Source organism: Flavobacterium bizetiae, from assembly GCF_024271895.1.
GTDB lineage: Bacteria > Bacteroidota > Bacteroidia > Flavobacteriales > Flavobacteriaceae > Flavobacterium > Flavobacterium bizetiae.
Genome location: NZ_CP091861.1, coordinates 522501 through 538798, shown reverse-complemented (window position 1 = coordinate 538798; position 16298 = coordinate 522501). Strand labels below are relative to the sequence as shown.

The window sequence follows — 16298 nt, the reverse complement described above, 5'->3', positions numbered from 1 at the left end:
TCCGCATAGAGAATCGTCAATCTTTGTAGAGTTACAAGTGTGATCCTTCCTTCGTCAGGATGACAAAAAATGAAACTTTGCAACTGTGTGTTTTGCTAGATTGTATATTCTAGCGAAAATAGGCTTTTCTATATTTCTAATAAATCATTAAAAACCAGAATTTGTTATGAAAACGGAACTTGCATGAGGGATAGAGGCGGTATCTCCAGATTTAGAAAAACAAGGCTTTTTAGCCGTAGTTTTTGTTAATCGGGAATAAAGCCGAAAGCCCGACCCGCTTTTTTCGGCGGGTCATGCCCAAATAATTATCACGAATTAGTCTAAATATTTGTTTTATTTTAAAGCTGTTGTGTATTTATTACTTATTTTTACGATCTTATATTTAGATTTTTCTTGATGCAAACTCCACTAAAAATTGCTGTTGTAGGTTCTGGATTGGTAGGATCACTATTGGCAATTTATCTCAAAAAAGCAGGTCACACCGTTCATGTTTATGATCGTAGTCCTGATATTCGCAAAATTAATTTTTCGGGTCGTTCTATCAATTTGGCCATGTCTAATCGTGGATGGAAAGCGCTTGATGGCGTTGGCGTTGGCGATTCGGTTCGTGAAATCGCGATTCCGATGGACAAACGCGCCATTCATTTGGTCGATAAACTCAATTTTCAGAACTACGGACAGGAAGGCGAATCTATTTATTCGATTTCGCGCGGAACGCTGAACAGGAAAATGATTGACCTTGCGGAACAAGCCGGTGCCGAATTTTATTTTGACCAAAAAATCTGGGATGTTACGCTAAGTGATGCCACTTTGCATATTGGCGAAACCGAAAGAGGCGAGTGGGAGGAGATAAAATACGATATGGTTTTTGGTGCCGATGGTGCTTTTTCGAGAATTCGTCATAGAATGCAACGCCAGAGCATGTTTAATTATTCGCAGGAATTTTTGAACATGGGATATAAAGAATTAAATATTCCGGCAAATGCTGATGCGACTCATAAACTGGATAAGAATTCGTTTCATATCTGGCCGCGTGGAGAATACATGCTAATTGCGCTTCCTAATCTTGACGGAAGTTTTACCTGTACATTATTCATGCCTTTTGAGGGTGAAAATTCGTTTGCAAGTCTTACAGATCGTAAAATGGTTGAGGATTTCTTTGAGAAAAATTTCCCTGATTCGATTGAAGTGATTCCGAAATTGGCTGAAGATTTCTTTAAAAATCCAACGAGTACTTTGGTAACCATGAAATGTTTCCCCTGGACTTATGAAGATAAAATTGCTTTGATTGGTGACGCTTGCCATGCCATTGTTCCGTTTTACGGACAAGGTATGAATGCGGGATTTGAAGATATCACGGTTTTGTATGAAATGATAGAGCAATATGGTGATGACTGGAAGAAGATTTTCTCTGAGTATCAAATTTCCCGTAAGCCAAATGCTGATGCGATTGCAGAACTTTCGTATAGAAATTTCATGGAAATGAGTACGAAAACGGCTGATGAAAAATTCTTGCTGCAAAAGAAAATAGAAAAAGCATTCTCTGATAAACACCCTGACAAATGGATTCCGCTTTACAGTCGTGTTACCTTTAGTGATCGCCCATATGCCGAGGCTTTGGCTATTGGTGATTTCCAGAACGGAATTATGGAAGAGGTTTTAAGAACAGAGAATATCGAAAATATCTGGAACACGCCAGAAATTGAAAATAAGATTTTGGAGTTGTTAGAAAATTCATAGTTTTTTGAACCATATAAGTCTTATAAGTTCATTTAATGTAGAAATAGTAAACCCGACAGATTTTTAAAATCTGTCGGGTTTTATTTGTTTGACAATAAAATGTTTAAACGAAAATAGCGATATAAGTTTGTTCAATTTATGCGCAAGGCATTATATTGACTTAAATAACTTATATGGTTTAAATTTTATTTAGATTATTTCTTAAATATTTTGGATAAAACGCCAAAAACACCACGAATAAAAGTAGCACTTGTAACGACTTTCAAAACTGATTTTGTAACAACTTCTGTAGTGCTTGGTTCAGCTTTTGATGATTTGGCTGGTGCTTGTTGTTCTTGTTGCGCGCTTGCTTGTTGAGCATTGGCAATTTTTTTGTTTAGAATTTCGTAGGCACTTTCGCTGTCAATTTCTTCGGCATATTTTTTAACCAGTTTCGATTTACTATTAATGGCATTAATTTCGTCAGAAGTTAAAACATCCATTCGGCTCATTGGGGCACGCATCATCGTGGCTATAAGTGGCGTCGGAATCCCTTTTTCGTTTAAGGCCGTAACCAAAGCTTCACCAATTCCCAGGCTTGTTAATAATTCATCTGTTTTGTAATATTGAGAAGTAGGGTAGTTATCAGCTGTTTTCTTGATTGCCTGACGGTCATTTGCTGTAAAAGCTCTTAAAGCATGCTGAATTTTTAATCCTAATTGCGCCAAAACACCACTTGGTACATCCATAGGATTTTGGGTTACAAAATAAATACCAACCCCTTTCGAACGGATCAGTTTTACAATGGTTTCAATTTGTTCTAATAAAACTTTACTGGCTTCATTAAAGATTAAATGGGCTTCATCTATAAAAATAACTAATTCAGGTTGAGATACATCTCCTTTCTCAGGCATTTTTTGATAAATTTCGGCTAATAAACTTAACATAAATGTCGAGAATAATTTTGGTTTATCCTGAATATCAGTTAAGCGAATGATATTGACGTATCCTTTTCCGTTTTCGTCAATTCGCATCAAATCCTCAATGTCAAAAGACAACTCGCCAAAGAATATGTCACCTCCTTGTTGTTCTAATTCTATTATTTTTCTTAAAATAGTTCCCGTAGTGGCTGTCGAAATTTTGCCATAATTAGCAGAGATTTCTTCTTTACCTTCTTCGGTAATATAATTAATAACTTTTTTGATGTCTTTTAAATCAAGTAAAGGCATGTTGTTGTCGTTGCAATATTTAAAAATAACAGCAACAACGCCGGCTTGCGTGTCATTTAAATCTAAAATTCGCGAAAACAAAACAGGACCAAATTCAGATACGGTAGCTCTTAAACGAACACCGTTTTGTTTGGATAAAGACATTAGTTCTACCGGAAATGAAGCAACATTATATGGGATGTTTATTTTGGCATGTCTTTCAGTAATAAAACCCTCTTCTTTACCTTCTTCCGCAATTCCGCTAAAATCCCCTTTTATATCCATCATTAAAACAGGAATTCCGGCGTTTGACAACTGCTCAGAAAAAACCTGTATTGTTTTGGTTTTTCCTGTTCCGGTTGCTCCGGCGATAAGTCCGTGTCTATTTAGTGTTTTTAGCGGGATTTTAACATGAGCTTCAGCAATAGGTTCTCCGTCAAGAATGGCTCCGCCAAGAATTATACTATCACCTTTAGAAGCGTAACCATTGTTTATATCTTGAATGAAATTGTCCTTTTTATTCATGTTTTTATTGTAATTTAGATGATTATAAGAGTATTGCTTGTTTTTTTAACATTTTGAGTCTGTTTTTTTTAGTAAGAAAAAGCTTTTATGGGTTGAAAATTATATAAAAAATAATTTCGCAACTTTTTAAGAAGATATCAAAGGAATGTTTGAATATTTACTAAAACGTTGTAATTTTCCCATTAATAGCCCTATTTTTTGTTTTATCTAAAAAATGACGCCGGCAATTTAATGAGATATTTTTTAAATTGACGTTAAATTTGCTTCAATTAAATTAAAAAAAGTTTTTTTATTTAAACTAAACGTATAAATTTGCTCCTCTACAAGTTAAATATAACTAAAAAATAAAAATTATTTAAAACTATTAAAATTAAAAAAAATGGCAAACGTTAAAGTTAAAAAAGAAAGCACTTCAAATGGAGGAGGAATGATTACAGGAATCATTATTGTTGCGTGTATTTTAGTTGGGGTGTTTATTTGGAAAGTAATCATGGGAGATGCGGCTAACTTCGAAGGAGGTAATCCAGAAACTGGTCACCCGATCAATACACTTGGTCAAGTATATAAAGGAGGTTTTATCGTACCAGTATTATTAGGTATGTTTTTAATGGTTGTTGTTTTTTCTATTGAAAGATTTATCGTTATCGGTAAAGCTGCTGGTAAAGCTAACTTAGATGCATTTATGAAAAATGTACAAGGAAGTATTAAAGAAGGAAACATCGAGGCTGCTATCGCTTCATGTGACAAACAACAAGGTTCAGTTGCAAACGCAATTAAATCTGCTTTGGTAAAATACCAAGATGTTAAAAAAGAAGGATTCAACAGTGAAGAAGCTGCAGAAGTAATCCACAAAGAAATCGAAGAGGCAACTTCATTAGAAATGCCAATGTTAGAAAAAAACATGACTATTATCTCTACTTTAGTATCATTAGGAACTTTAGGAGGATTATTAGGAACTGTATCAGGTATGATTAAAGCGTTTGGTGCGTTAGCTTCTGCTGGAACTCCAGACCAGGCTGCTCTTGCAACAGGTATCTCTGAGGCACTTATCAACACTGCAACAGGTATCTCTACATCTATCTTAGCGATCGTTTCTTATAACTTCTTTACTGCTAAAATTGATGATTTAACTTACTCTATTGATGAGGCTGGTACTACAATTGTAAATACTTACAGAAGATTCAGAGGAAGTTTGAAACAATAATTAATTTTTGATTAGTATTAATTATAATTAATTATATCAAAATAAAATAAAAGATAATGGCTAAAATAAAAATGAAAAAAAAGTCAACATCGACAGATATGACTGCCATGTGTGATGTTGCGTTCCTTTTGCTTACGTTCTTTATTTTGACCGCTACTGCCAAAGTGCCAGAAGCACTTCCTGTAGATATGCCTTCTTCTGTTGCTCAATCTAAATTACCTGATACGGATTTAGCTATTATTACAATTGGAAAAGGTGCAGACGGGAAAAGTAAAGTGTTTTTTGATCTAAAAGGTAGAGAGATTCGTAAAAGAACTCTTGAAGGTATGGGAGCAAAATACAGTATAGAATTCTCTGAAGATGATAAAACTAAATTTGCTTTAATGGATGACTTCGGTGTACCATTAACAAATTTGAAGCAAATCATTGATATGAAAGCGGCTGACAGAACAAAAGCAAATCAACCTGGAATTCCAATAGATTCATTAGATAATCAATTAAAAGACTGGCTTTTAGTTTCGAGAAGAGCTTCGATTGATCTTGATGATAAAGAATTGAAAATTGCAATAAAAGGAGATGCTAAAGAACAATATCCACAAATCAAAAAGATTATGGATATTTTACAAGATCAGAAAATCAATTCCTTTAACTTAGTTACAGGTACGAGAGGAAAAGACTTTTAATTAAAAAACATACACTAAAATGGCTGAATTAAATACCGGCGACGGTGGTGGCGGAAAAGGTGGTAAAGTAAGAAGTAAAAAGCAGAATTCTAAGGTCGATTTAACGGCAATGGTGGATTTGGCATTCTTATTGATCACGTTCTTTATGTTGACCACATCGTTGTCAAAACCTCAAGCGATGGATTTGTCTCTGCCAGATAAAGATCCTAACGAAAAAGATACTAAGGATACCAAAGTAGATGAAAATCGTACGATGACAGTTATACTAGGTGAAGACAATAAGATGACTTATTATATGGGATTGCTTGCAAGTCCTAAAGTTGGACCTAAAGATATCGCCTATGGTAAAGACGGAATTCGTAGAGAATTATTAACTCAGAAGAAAGCAGTTTTGGCTTATTCTACAGCTTTAGGGAAACCTAAAAACGGAATTATTGTTATTATCAAACCAACTAAAAAATCAAATTACCGTAATTTGGTTGATATCTTGGATGAGATGGCAATTTCAGGTGTAGAAACTTATGCTATTGTTCCTGAGTTTACTCCAGAAGAAACGAAATTGATAGATAAAAAATAAGAGCAATCTTATTTTAATCCCTAATAATCAAGAAAAATGAAATTAGATATAATTAAAAATCAGTGGCTTGATATCGTATTCGAAGGACGTAATAAGATATATGGTGCATATGAGTTAAGAAAATCGAACAATAAGACTACCGTTAGGGCTCTTATTATTGGTTCGATTATCTTTAGCTTAGCTGTTGCAGCTCCTCTTATTGCAAGCTTGTTACCAGAGTCTGAAGAAGAAGTGGTGAATAATGATATTAAAATCGCAACAGTAAAATTACCTCCTAAAAAAGAGGAAATTAAGCCAAATCAACCACCACCACCACCACCACCACCAAAAGTGGATCAGGTTAAGTTCGTGAAACCGGTAGTTGCTAAAGCAAATGAGGTTACTGAAGACCCACCAAAAATTGTGGATCTTAAGGATAAAAAAGTAGGTAACGAAACTATCAAAGGAGATCCGGATGCAGTTTTAACTGTAGATGAGCCAGTTGGTAAAGGACCGGTTACTGAGATCATTCAGGAAGATAACACTGTTTATAATACTGCTGGTATCGAGGTAAAACCTGATTTCCCTGGAGGAATTGAAAAGTTCTACAAATTCGTAGGAAACAATTACAAAACTCCGGAAGAAGAAGGATTAAAAGGTAAAGTTTATGTTACTTTTGTAGTTGAAAAAGACGGTTCATTAACCGACATTAAAGTTTTAAGGGATATCGGTTACGGTACAGGAGCAGAAGCAATTCGTGTTCTTAAAAAATGTCCAAAATGGACTCCCGGCGAGCAAAATGGTAAGAAAGTTAGGGTTCTTTACTCGCTTCCTATTACTATTCAATCTGCAGAATAATGTTAAAAGATAAGCTTAATAATATTCAGAAGAAATCGCTCAAAGAGCGATTTCTTCTTGTTTTAGGAATAATGTTTTTTTTAATATATCTTGTACTGGGTTTAATGATTATGTTCTGGGATAAACTTCCCTTAGATATGGAACCTAAATACAGATATGCTTTTGGCGGATTATTGATCGTATATTCAGCAATTCGTTTCTTAAGATTAATCAATTCAAACGCAGAATAATTATGTTGAAATATAGTAAAGTTGTAGGTTTGGCTGTTTTTGTTTTTTTGTTTGCCATGTGCAACCAAAAAAGCAAGAATGAAGCTGAAAGCGAAACAATTTTAAAAGGATCATTAGATATTACCGTAGATGAAACAATAAAACCTATTGTTGAGGATATGGTTGCTGTTTTTGAAGGAACATATTACGAAGCAAAAATTGCTATAAAACCTAAGTCAGAAGCGGAATTAATAAATGATTTATTAAACCAAAAAGCAAAAGTTGTAGTAACAACCAGAGAGCTGACTACGGAAGAAAAAGCAAGATTCGAAAAAAGTAAGATTAATCCCAGAGTAACACCTTTTGCGACAGATGCAATAGCTTTTGTTACTAATAAAGGCAATAATGATACATTAATTGCGTTGAAAACCGTGATCGATTTTTTACAAGGCAAATCAGATTCTGGAATTAAAGGACTAGTATTTGATAATCCAAATTCAAGTACGGTGCGTTACATGAAAGATTTGGCTAAAGTAAAAGAGCTTCCGTTAAAAAACGTTTTTTCTTTTAAAACTAACGACGAAGTTATTAAATTCGTTTCAGAGAATGATGGTATGATTGGGGTAGTTGGAGTAAACTGGCTGTATCAGCCATCTCTGAATATGCTCGATATCATTAAAAAAATAAATGTAATGAGCGTCAAAGGTCTAAACGGTGATGGATATTATAATCCAACCCAAAATGATCTTGGTGAAAAGAAATATCCTTTGGCACGTGATTTGTTTATTATAAATTGTCAGGGATATACTGGTTTAGGAATGGGATTCGCTTCATTTATATCAGGAGATATTGGACAGCGAATTGTTTTAAAATCAGGATTATTGCCTGTTAGGATGCCGGGAAGAAATCTTAAGATTAGAAGTCAAATTATTAAAGATAAAGAATAAATTAATTACAATTAAAGATGAATAAATTTAAAATTTTTAGTCTTGCCTTAGTTGCTTCAGCTAATGTTGCAAAAGCGCAAGATATCAAAGAAGCTAAAAAGGCAGTTGATGCTGAACAATTTCAAAAAGCAAAGTCTTTGCTTAAAGCAATCATCAAGGCAAAACCTTCTGACGGAGAAGCTCATTTTGTTTTAGGTAATGTATACTTAAATCAATCTATTGTTGATTCAGCTAAAATTTATTACGCAAGTGGATTGCAAGCATCTGATAAGAAAAACTTAAATTATATTGGGTTAGGTCAAATAGATCTTGATGATAAAAATGCTGCTGCAGCTCAGGCAAATTTTGGCTTAGCAACAAAAGATATGAAACGTAAGGATGTAGAAGAGTTTATTTACATCGGTAGAGCTTATATTAACTCTAATAATCCTGATTATCCAGCTGCAATTGCTGTTTTGAAACGTGCTTTATTAATCGAGCCTCAAAATGCAAATGCTCTTTTGACAATTGGTGATGCTTACTACGGTTCAAACAATCAAAATGATGCTTACAAAGCTTACCGTGATGCATTTACTGCAGATCCAACGCTTTTGAGAGCAAAAATGCAATTAGGAGTTTTATTAAAAGGAGCTAAATCTTACGAAGAAGCAATTAAATCTTTTAATGAAGTTATCGCAATCAACCCTAATTATGGACCAGTTTACAGAGAATTAGCTGAAACATATTACAAATGGGGAAGAAACAAAACTTCTACTGCAAAAGTTAATATGCAAAATGCAATTACAAACTATGAGAAATATTTAAGTCTTACAGATTACTCTTTAGATTCTAAAATGCGTCATGCAGATTTCTTAATCTTGGTAAAAGACTATAAAACTCTTGAAACTGTAGCAAACAAAATGATTGCTGAAGATAAAGTAAATCCAAGAATCTACAGATATTTAGGTTATGCTGCTTACGAAAACGGAAATGTTGATGTAGCAATTAAATCTATCGAAGATTTTATGAAAGTGCCTTCAAACAAAGTAATTGGTAGAGATTATTTGTATTTAGGTTTATCAAAAATTAAAAAAGGAACTAATGCAGAAGGAGTAGTTGATCAGGCTGCTTTTGATTCTGGTGTTGCTGACATTAAAAAAGCAATTGAATTAGAGCCTTTAGTAGTTGAAGAACTTGCTGATTTAGGAAAAGCATTGTTTGGTAAAAAACAATTTGCACAAGCAGCAACTGTTTTTGAACTTGCTGTTAATAACAAAGAATCTAAAAATTATTTAGATGACAATGTTTATTATGGTATTTCACTTTATTATGCTAATGCAAATAAAAAAGACGGTGCTCCGGATGCTGCTGCTTTAGCAAAAGCTGAAGGTGCTTTCGACAGAGTTTTAGAAGCTTCTCCAAGCTATGATGAAGCTTACTTATACAAAGGAAGAATCAATAACTTATTGGAGAAAGATGATTTAATTATCAAAAACTACGAAGAGTATGTTACTAAAACAACTGCAAAAGGTCCTGAAGAATTAGCAAAACCTGCTACAGTTAAAAAAGTAATCGAAGCTTACAATAGTATTGGTGCTAGTTACGCAAATACTGATAAAGCTAAAGCAATTGAATATTTCAATAAAACTTTAGTTTTAGATCCTGCAAATGCTTACGCAGCGCAATCAGTAAAAGCTTTAAAATAATATAAGATCTTTTCTTAAATACAAAACCGGTAGTTCTTTGAACTATCGGTTTTTTTTGTTCCGTATTTAATTGACTATCTTTGCACTTTAAAATAAAATAATGTTATCAAAAGAAATACAATTAGAAGTAAATAAAGGAGCAATGTTGCCTTTGATGGAAGAATTTTATACCATTCAGGGCGAAGGTTTTCATACAGGAACGGCCGCTTACTTTATACGAATTGGAGGTTGCGATGTTGGTTGTCACTGGTGTGATGTGAAGGAGAGCTGGAATGCAGAATTACATCCGCCAACAAGTGTTGATTTAATTGTAAATAATGCAGCAACCCAGGCAGATACCGTTGTGATTACTGGTGGAGAGCCATTAACCTGGGATATGACTTTACTAACTCAGGAATTAAAAGACAGAAATCTAAAAGTTCACATAGAAACTTCAGGAGCATATCCGCTATCAGGGACCTGGGATTGGATTTGTCTTTCGCCTAAAAAAAATAAATTACCAACACAAACCGTGTATGATAATGCACACGAGTTAAAAGTAATTATCTATAACAAACACGACTTTATTTTTGCAGAAGAACAAGCTGAGTTGGTAAATGACAATGCAATTTTGTTTCTTCAGCCAGAATGGAGTAAAAAAGAAGAGATGACACCATTAATTGTAGATTATGTAATGAATAATCCAAAATGGAGAGTTTCACTTCAAACCCATAAATACTTAAATATTCCCTAAAGGATATAAAAAAATCTCTTCAGCCGAAGAGATTTTTTTGTTTAGGATAAATAATACACATTGTATAAAAAAGAAACAGGTTTTTATTTCCAGTTTTTATATTTTTTTAAAGTAGTAATATGTGCTAAATGGTGATTTCCATGCCAGGCATAGGTCGCTATTATTTGTTTTAATTTATATTCTGAATTATTCTCTGGATGAATAAACGATTTTTCAAGATCTTCATCTGATAAATTTCTCATAATATAAACCAGTCTAAAATGTAGACCTTCCAGCAGAGTAAGCGTTGGTTGAATGGGCATGTTTAAATTATCAGGCAATTCAGACCACAAAGTTTCATCATAAGACTTTATCACCGGATTATTTTCTGTCAAAGCCCATTTTATTCTCACATAACAATTCATGTGACTTTCTGCGCAATGATGAATTACTTGTCGAACAGTCCATCCGCCGGGACGATAAGGAGTGTCCAGTTGTTCATCTGTTAAGTGAATCGTTTCTTTTTTTAATCTTTCAGGAAAAGATTCAATTTCATGAATGTTATCAGAAATATATTCAGCGCTAAATTCCTTGGGAAATTCAAATTTTCCAATCGGATACTTTAATTTTTCTAAATCTAATGCTTCCATGATCGAATTGTTTTATTTTAAATCGAAAGTTTAGCCAAATAATCGTAATGTTCACCTTCAAGAATCAGTTCGCATTTAAGTCCGTTTGCAATTGCTGCATTCTGAAGTGTGTTGTAATCTAAATACAACCAGTCAAAAGGTTCCTCTTTTTCTCCTTTATAAGAAATATTAAAAACAAGTTCGCCGTAGTAATCATTATTAGACGGAATCCATTTTCCGCCATCTTCGTCCTCATCAAACATATAAATAATGTCAGAACTATCTAATAAAATCTGTCCGCCTGGATTTAAAAGAGATTTTAATTTAGATAAAAATTTATTGCAGTTCTCTAATTTTCCAAAAATACCAACACCATTCATTAATAAAATAATCGTATCGAATTTTTCTCCTTCAAAATCTAATATATTTTGAACTTTTGCATTCTTTACGCCGCGAAGTTTACAAGTTTCAATTGCTTTTTCTGAAATGTCTATTGATGTAACTTCTAAATTACGGTCATTTTGTAAAGACAAACTGTGGCTTCCTGCGCCACATCCAACATCTAATGTTTTACCAAAGGCCAATTGCAATGCTTTTTGCTCTAATTTTGGCATGTCGTTATAAGAACGGAATAAATAATCAACGCTCATTTCATCTTCTTCAGAAATCGTAGTTTCTGTAATGATATCTTCAGGAGAATTATTGGTTTGAAAGTCGAACATCGCTTTCCCAAATAGATCTTTCATCGTATTTTAGTTCAAAGTTTAGGGTTTCAAGTTTAAAGTTGTTTAATTTTGCAGATCAACTTTAAAAAGTAAACTTGAAACAAATTTTAAATAACTTAAATAAGTTAGCCAAAGATAAGCATATCGAAAACAAAAAGTATTTTGATAAGCTAAAAAAGAAACAACCTAAGAATTTAGATTATGTCATGCAGGACTTGCATGATGCCGAATTTAAAAAAACAGATTGTTTGCAATGCGCCAATTGTTGCAAAACAACCGGGCCATTATTTACTTTGGCCGATATCGAACGTATTTCGAAATCATTCAGGCAAAAACCACAGCAATTCATCGAACAATATCTTAGAATCGACGAGGATAAAGATTATGTTTTAAAAAGTGTTCCCTGTAGTTTTCTGGATAACGAGAACTATTGTATGATATATGATGTTCGTCCAAAAGCTTGCAGAGAATTTCCGCATACAGATCGTAAAAAGTTTCATCAAATTGCGGACCTTACTTTAAAGAATGTTGCCATTTGTCCTGCTGCATACAATATAGTAGAAGAAATGAAAAAGAAACTTCCGTTATAAGAGATTAAAACTTTCGTAATTGTTTTTGTAAGCCATTCGTTTTTACTTTTTAAAATGTATTTTTGATTCGGATCAATAAATCCACTGATAATTAATAAAAGACAACTTAAATTTGAGTTTAGAATATTTCATAGCCAGAAGACTTATTACTGCCAAAGACTATAAAAGCAGTATATCAGCGCCAATTATAAAAATTGCCATTTCGGCCATTGCTATTGGTATTATTATGATGATAGTTTCAGTTGCTACCGGAATAGGATTGCAGCAAAAAATACGTGATAAAGTTTCTGCTTTCAATGGTCAGATTATTATATCAAATTTTGATAATAACAATTCTGAAGTTACTTTAACTCCAATATCAAAAAATCAGGATTTTTATCCCAATTTCAAATCAGTTCCCGAAGTAAAACATATTCAGGCCATCGCCAGTAAAGCCGGAATTATTAGAACCGAAAATGCTTTCGAAGGAATTGTTTTCAAAGGAGTAGGAGGAGACTACGATTGGAATAATATTAAAGAATACATTGTTGAGGGCAAAGTGCCGGATTTTTCTAAAAGTTTAAACGAAGAAGTTTTAATTTCCAGACTTCTTGCAGACCGGCTTAATCTAAAGGTAGGCGATAATTTCAATACATTCTTTATTAAAGAAGAACAGGGAAAAATGCCAAACAGCCGTAGGTTCAAAATTGCGGGTATTTTTAATTCAGGATTTCAGCAATTCGATGCTACCTATATAATAGGAGACATTCGTCACATTCAGCGAATCAATAAATGGAGTCCGGATCAGGTTGGAGCTTTCGAGATCTTTGTCAAAGACTTCGATAATATCAAAACAACAGGAATCCAGGTTTATGATCAAACGTCATCTACTTTAGATACCAAAACCATAATCGAAAAATACAGTTATATTTTTGATTGGTTACAATTGTTCGACTTCAATATTGTCGTGATCCTCGGAGTTATGATTTTAGTGGCTACCATAAATATGGTTGTCGCATTGCTTGTACTTATATTAGAGCGCACTCAAATGATCGGAATTCTAAAAGCAATGGGAGCGAACAACTGGACAGTTCGCAAAATATTTTTATACAACGCATTCTATCTCATCATAAGAGGATTGTTTTGGGGTAACTTAATAGGTATAGCAATATTATTAATCCAGCAGCAATTCGGAGTAGTGCAGTTAAATCCCGAAAACTACTATGTCAATCAGGCACCGGTATATTTAAACTGGGGTTATATTGCCTTGCTAAACTTGCTTACCATTACAGTATGTTTCGTTGTGCTCCTAATTCCGTCCTATATAATCACAAAGATATCACCGGTCAAGGCCATTCGTTTCGAATAAATGACTATAAATCTTTATATAACCCGACAGTTTGCTAAAACCTGTCGGGTTTTATTTTTTGTATCATATATATAAGAGTAATATGTCCGGCTGAGCGAAGTCGAAGCCTTTAAGTTTTAGATTTTGAAGATTGGGATTTGGAATTTGAAAAATTTGAAATTTAGTTTTAAGGATCAGGAGCTATTTCCTGCTATCCGTTCCAATCTTTTGTGCCGAACACCGGCACAAAAGGATTTCCTCTTCTATCAGGGCTAGGGCATAGGTTTTCATAAGAAGAGTATCTATATAAGTATAAAGAGAAACGTAGCGACTTACCAGTAATTTATTAAAACAGTCCCAAAAGTAAAACTTAGCGCCTGTGCTCCCGATAGCCATCGGGATTACGAGATTAAAACGCAGTAAAAAGAGCTTTGTGCTTTAATATCTTCGTGGCAAACTGTTCCAAAGCCATTAAATTCCCTGTTACCAAGTAATCATCAAACAATTTAAAAATCTGTGAAGTCTGTAAAATCGCGAGTTTTCAAGCGAGGCTTATTGAGAAAAGAGCAATGCGCTTAAGAAAAGTCTTAGAAAGTCTAAAAAAGAAGAAAAGCTAAACTTGGTGTTATCAGAGTGTTAAGAGAAAGTTTTTAAAAACATTGAAATTATATAATAAAAAGGCTTGTAAATGTAAATAAAGGCGCTACTTTTGCACCCGCAACAACGATAAACGTTCACTGAAATACTGACAAGCAAAAGCAATCAAAACGAAAATTTATTTCGAAAAAAGATTAAAAAAAGCTTGTGGGTAAAGAAAGAAAGTTTTAAGTTTGCACCCCGCAAAACACAGAAAGTTCATTGATAAATTGGTAAGGTTTTAGAAGAAAAAAGAAAAGAAATTTTCTTTAGAAAAACTTCAAAAAACATTTGCCAGTTAGAAATAAGTTTTATACTTTTGCACCCGCTTTGAGAAACAAGCGAAAGAAAAGAAATACACGTTCGTAGACATATTGAATTGACAGCCGTTTTAACAGAGATGTTAAAGCAAAAGAATAAGAGTAATGGAATCGAGAGATTTGAAAAGAACCGATAGATAACATCGCAATATAATATAAAAATATACGATGAAGAGTTTGATCCTGGCTCAGGATGAACGCTAGCGGCAGGCTTAACACATGCAAGTCGAGGGGTATAGTTCTTCGGAACTAGAGACCGGCGCACGGGTGCGTAACGCGTATGCAATCTACCTTTTACAGAGGGATAGCCCAGAGAAATTTGGATTAATACCTCATAGTATTATGAAATGGCATCATTTTATAATTAAAGTCACAACGGTAAAAGATGAGCATGCGTCCCATTAGCTAGTTGGTAAGGTAACGGCTTACCAAGGCTACGATGGGTAGGGGTCCTGAGAGGGAGATCCCCCACACTGGTACTGAGACACGGACCAGACTCCTACGGGAGGCAGCAGTGAGGAATATTGGACAATGGGCGCAAGCCTGATCCAGCCATGCCGCGTGCAGGATGACGGTCCTATGGATTGTAAACTGCTTTTATACGAGAAGAAACACTCCGACGTGTCGGAGCTTGACGGTATCGTAAGAATAAGGATCGGCTAACTCCGTGCCAGCAGCCGCGGTAATACGGAGGATCCAAGCGTTATCCGGAATCATTGGGTTTAAAGGGTCCGTAGGCGGTTTAATAAGTCAGTGGTGAAAGCCCATCGCTCAACGGTGGAACGGCCATTGATACTGTTAGACTTGAATTATTAGGAAGTAACTAGAATATGTAGTGTAGCGGTGAAATGCTTAGAGATTACATGGAATACCAATTGCGAAGGCAGGTTACTACTAATGGATTGACGCTGATGGACGAAAGCGTGGGTAGCGAACAGGATTAGATACCCTGGTAGTCCACGCCGTAAACGATGGATACTAGCTGTTGGAAGCAATTTCAGTGGCTAAGCGAAAGTGATAAGTATCCCACCTGGGGAGTACGTTCGCAAGAATGAAACTCAAAGGAATTGACGGGGGCCCGCACAAGCGGTGGAGCATGTGGTTTAATTCGATGATACGCGAGGAACCTTACCAAGGCTTAAATGTAGATTGACCGGTTTGGAAACAGATCTTTCGCAAGACAATTTACAAGGTGCTGCATGGTTGTCGTCAGCTCGTGCCGTGAGGTGTCAGGTTAAGTCCTATAACGAGCGCAACCCCTGTTGTTAGTTGCCAGCGAGTCAAGTCGGGAACTCTAACAAGACTGCCAGTGCAAACTGTGAGGAAGGTGGGGATGACGTCAAATCATCACGGCCCTTACGCCTTGGGCTACACACGTGCTACAATGGCCGGTACAGAGAGCAGCCACTGGGTGACCAGGAGCGAATCTATAAAACCGGTCACAGTTCGGATCGGAGTCTGCAACTCGACTCCGTGAAGCTGGAATCGCTAGTAATCGGATATCAGCCATGATCCGGTGAATACGTTCCCGGGCCTTGTACACACCGCCCGTCAAGCCATGGAAGCTGGGGGTGCCTGAAGTCGGTGACCGCAAGGAGCTGCCTAGGGTAAAACTGGTAACTAGGGCTAAGTCGTAACAAGGTAGCCGTACCGGAAGGTGCGGCTGGAACACCTCCTTTCTAGAGCCTCGAGTGTTAGTTGACTTATCAACACGCTGAGGAAAAAAGATGTTCATTTAGAAAGTTCTGAATCTATAGATTCAATT

General features: G+C 35.1%; 14 protein-coding genes and 1 rRNA gene. 12 read left to right on the top strand and 3 right to left on the bottom strand.

Going from position 1 to position 16298, the window contains the following annotated elements:
* The first annotated feature begins 396 nt into the window (after positions 1-396).
* Entirely contained in the window at positions 397-1740 is a 1344-nt protein-coding gene (locus L0669_RS02570; RefSeq protein ID WP_263761080.1) for an FAD-dependent oxidoreductase, read from the top strand.
* 194 nt (positions 1741-1934) lie between these two features.
* On the opposite strand, the gene L0669_RS02565 is transcribed toward L0669_RS02570, so the two are convergent.
* On the bottom strand, positions 1935-3452 hold the full coding sequence (locus tag L0669_RS02565) for a DUF853 domain-containing protein (protein WP_263761078.1): 1518 nt from the start codon (positions 3450-3452) through the stop codon (positions 1935-1937).
* 379 nt (positions 3453-3831) lie between these two features.
* Here L0669_RS02565 and L0669_RS02560 point away from each other — a divergent pair, with 379 nt between their 5' ends.
* The 8 genes from L0669_RS02560 to L0669_RS02525 all read left to right on the top strand — a co-directional run bounded on the left by L0669_RS02560 (position 3832) and on the right by L0669_RS02525 (position 10327).
* The gene (locus tag L0669_RS02560; protein WP_263761076.1) at positions 3832-4656 is read left to right on the top strand and encodes a MotA/TolQ/ExbB proton channel family protein; all 825 of its coding nucleotides are present in this window, start codon (positions 3832-3834) and stop codon (positions 4654-4656) included.
* Positions 4657-4712: 56 nt separating this feature from the next.
* On the top strand, positions 4713-5339 hold the full coding sequence (locus tag L0669_RS02555; RefSeq protein WP_173973174.1) for an ExbD/TolR family protein: 627 nt from the start codon (positions 4713-4715) through the stop codon (positions 5337-5339).
* A gap of 19 nt (positions 5340-5358) precedes the next feature.
* Complete coding sequence (locus tag L0669_RS02550) at positions 5359-5916, top strand: ExbD/TolR family protein (RefSeq protein WP_173973173.1); 558 nt, start codon at positions 5359-5361, stop codon at positions 5914-5916.
* Positions 5917-5952: 36 nt separating this feature from the next.
* Positions 5953-6753: an energy transducer TonB gene (locus L0669_RS02545; RefSeq protein ID WP_173973172.1), complete on the top strand. Its 801-nt coding sequence runs from the start codon at positions 5953-5955 to the stop codon at positions 6751-6753.
* The gene (locus tag L0669_RS02540; protein WP_173973171.1) at positions 6753-6983 is read left to right on the top strand and encodes a hypothetical protein; all 231 of its coding nucleotides are present in this window, start codon (positions 6753-6755) and stop codon (positions 6981-6983) included. Before L0669_RS02545 ends, L0669_RS02540 begins: the two co-directional genes overlap by 1 nt.
* A gap of 2 nt (positions 6984-6985) precedes the next feature.
* The gene (locus L0669_RS02535; protein WP_263761074.1) at positions 6986-7909 is read left to right on the top strand and encodes a PstS family phosphate ABC transporter substrate-binding protein; all 924 of its coding nucleotides are present in this window, start codon (positions 6986-6988) and stop codon (positions 7907-7909) included.
* 17 nt (positions 7910-7926) lie between these two features.
* Positions 7927-9594 (top strand): tetratricopeptide repeat protein, encoded by a 1668-nt coding sequence (locus L0669_RS02530; RefSeq protein WP_263761072.1) that lies wholly within the window; start codon positions 7927-7929, stop codon positions 9592-9594.
* A gap of 100 nt (positions 9595-9694) precedes the next feature.
* Positions 9695-10327 carry a 7-carboxy-7-deazaguanine synthase QueE gene (locus L0669_RS02525; protein ID WP_173973168.1) on the top strand — a complete coding sequence of 211 codons (633 nt, stop codon included), beginning with the start codon at positions 9695-9697 and terminating at the stop codon, positions 10325-10327.
* Between the two features lie 83 nt (positions 10328-10410).
* Here L0669_RS02525 and L0669_RS02520 read toward each other — a convergent pair whose 3' ends face one another.
* Positions 10411-10956 (bottom strand): YfiT family bacillithiol transferase, encoded by a 546-nt coding sequence (locus L0669_RS02520; protein WP_263761070.1) that lies wholly within the window; start codon positions 10954-10956, stop codon positions 10411-10413.
* A 17-nt stretch (positions 10957-10973) separates the two neighbouring features.
* On the bottom strand, positions 10974-11681 hold the full coding sequence (locus L0669_RS02515; protein ID WP_263761068.1) for a class I SAM-dependent methyltransferase: 708 nt from the start codon (positions 11679-11681) through the stop codon (positions 10974-10976).
* 74 nt (positions 11682-11755) lie between these two features.
* Here L0669_RS02515 and L0669_RS02510 point away from each other — a divergent pair, with 74 nt between their 5' ends.
* From L0669_RS02510 to L0669_RS02500, 3 genes are all read left to right on the top strand, one after another.
* On the top strand, positions 11756-12250 hold the full coding sequence (locus L0669_RS02510; protein WP_263761066.1) for a YkgJ family cysteine cluster protein: 495 nt from the start codon (positions 11756-11758) through the stop codon (positions 12248-12250).
* 112 nt (positions 12251-12362) lie between these two features.
* Positions 12363-13598: an ABC transporter permease gene (locus L0669_RS02505; RefSeq protein ID WP_263761065.1), complete on the top strand. Its 1236-nt coding sequence runs from the start codon at positions 12363-12365 to the stop codon at positions 13596-13598.
* 1100 nt (positions 13599-14698) lie between these two features.
* Positions 14699-16212 (top strand): 16S ribosomal RNA (locus tag L0669_RS02500).
* The last annotated feature ends 86 nt before the right edge of the window (positions 16213-16298 follow it).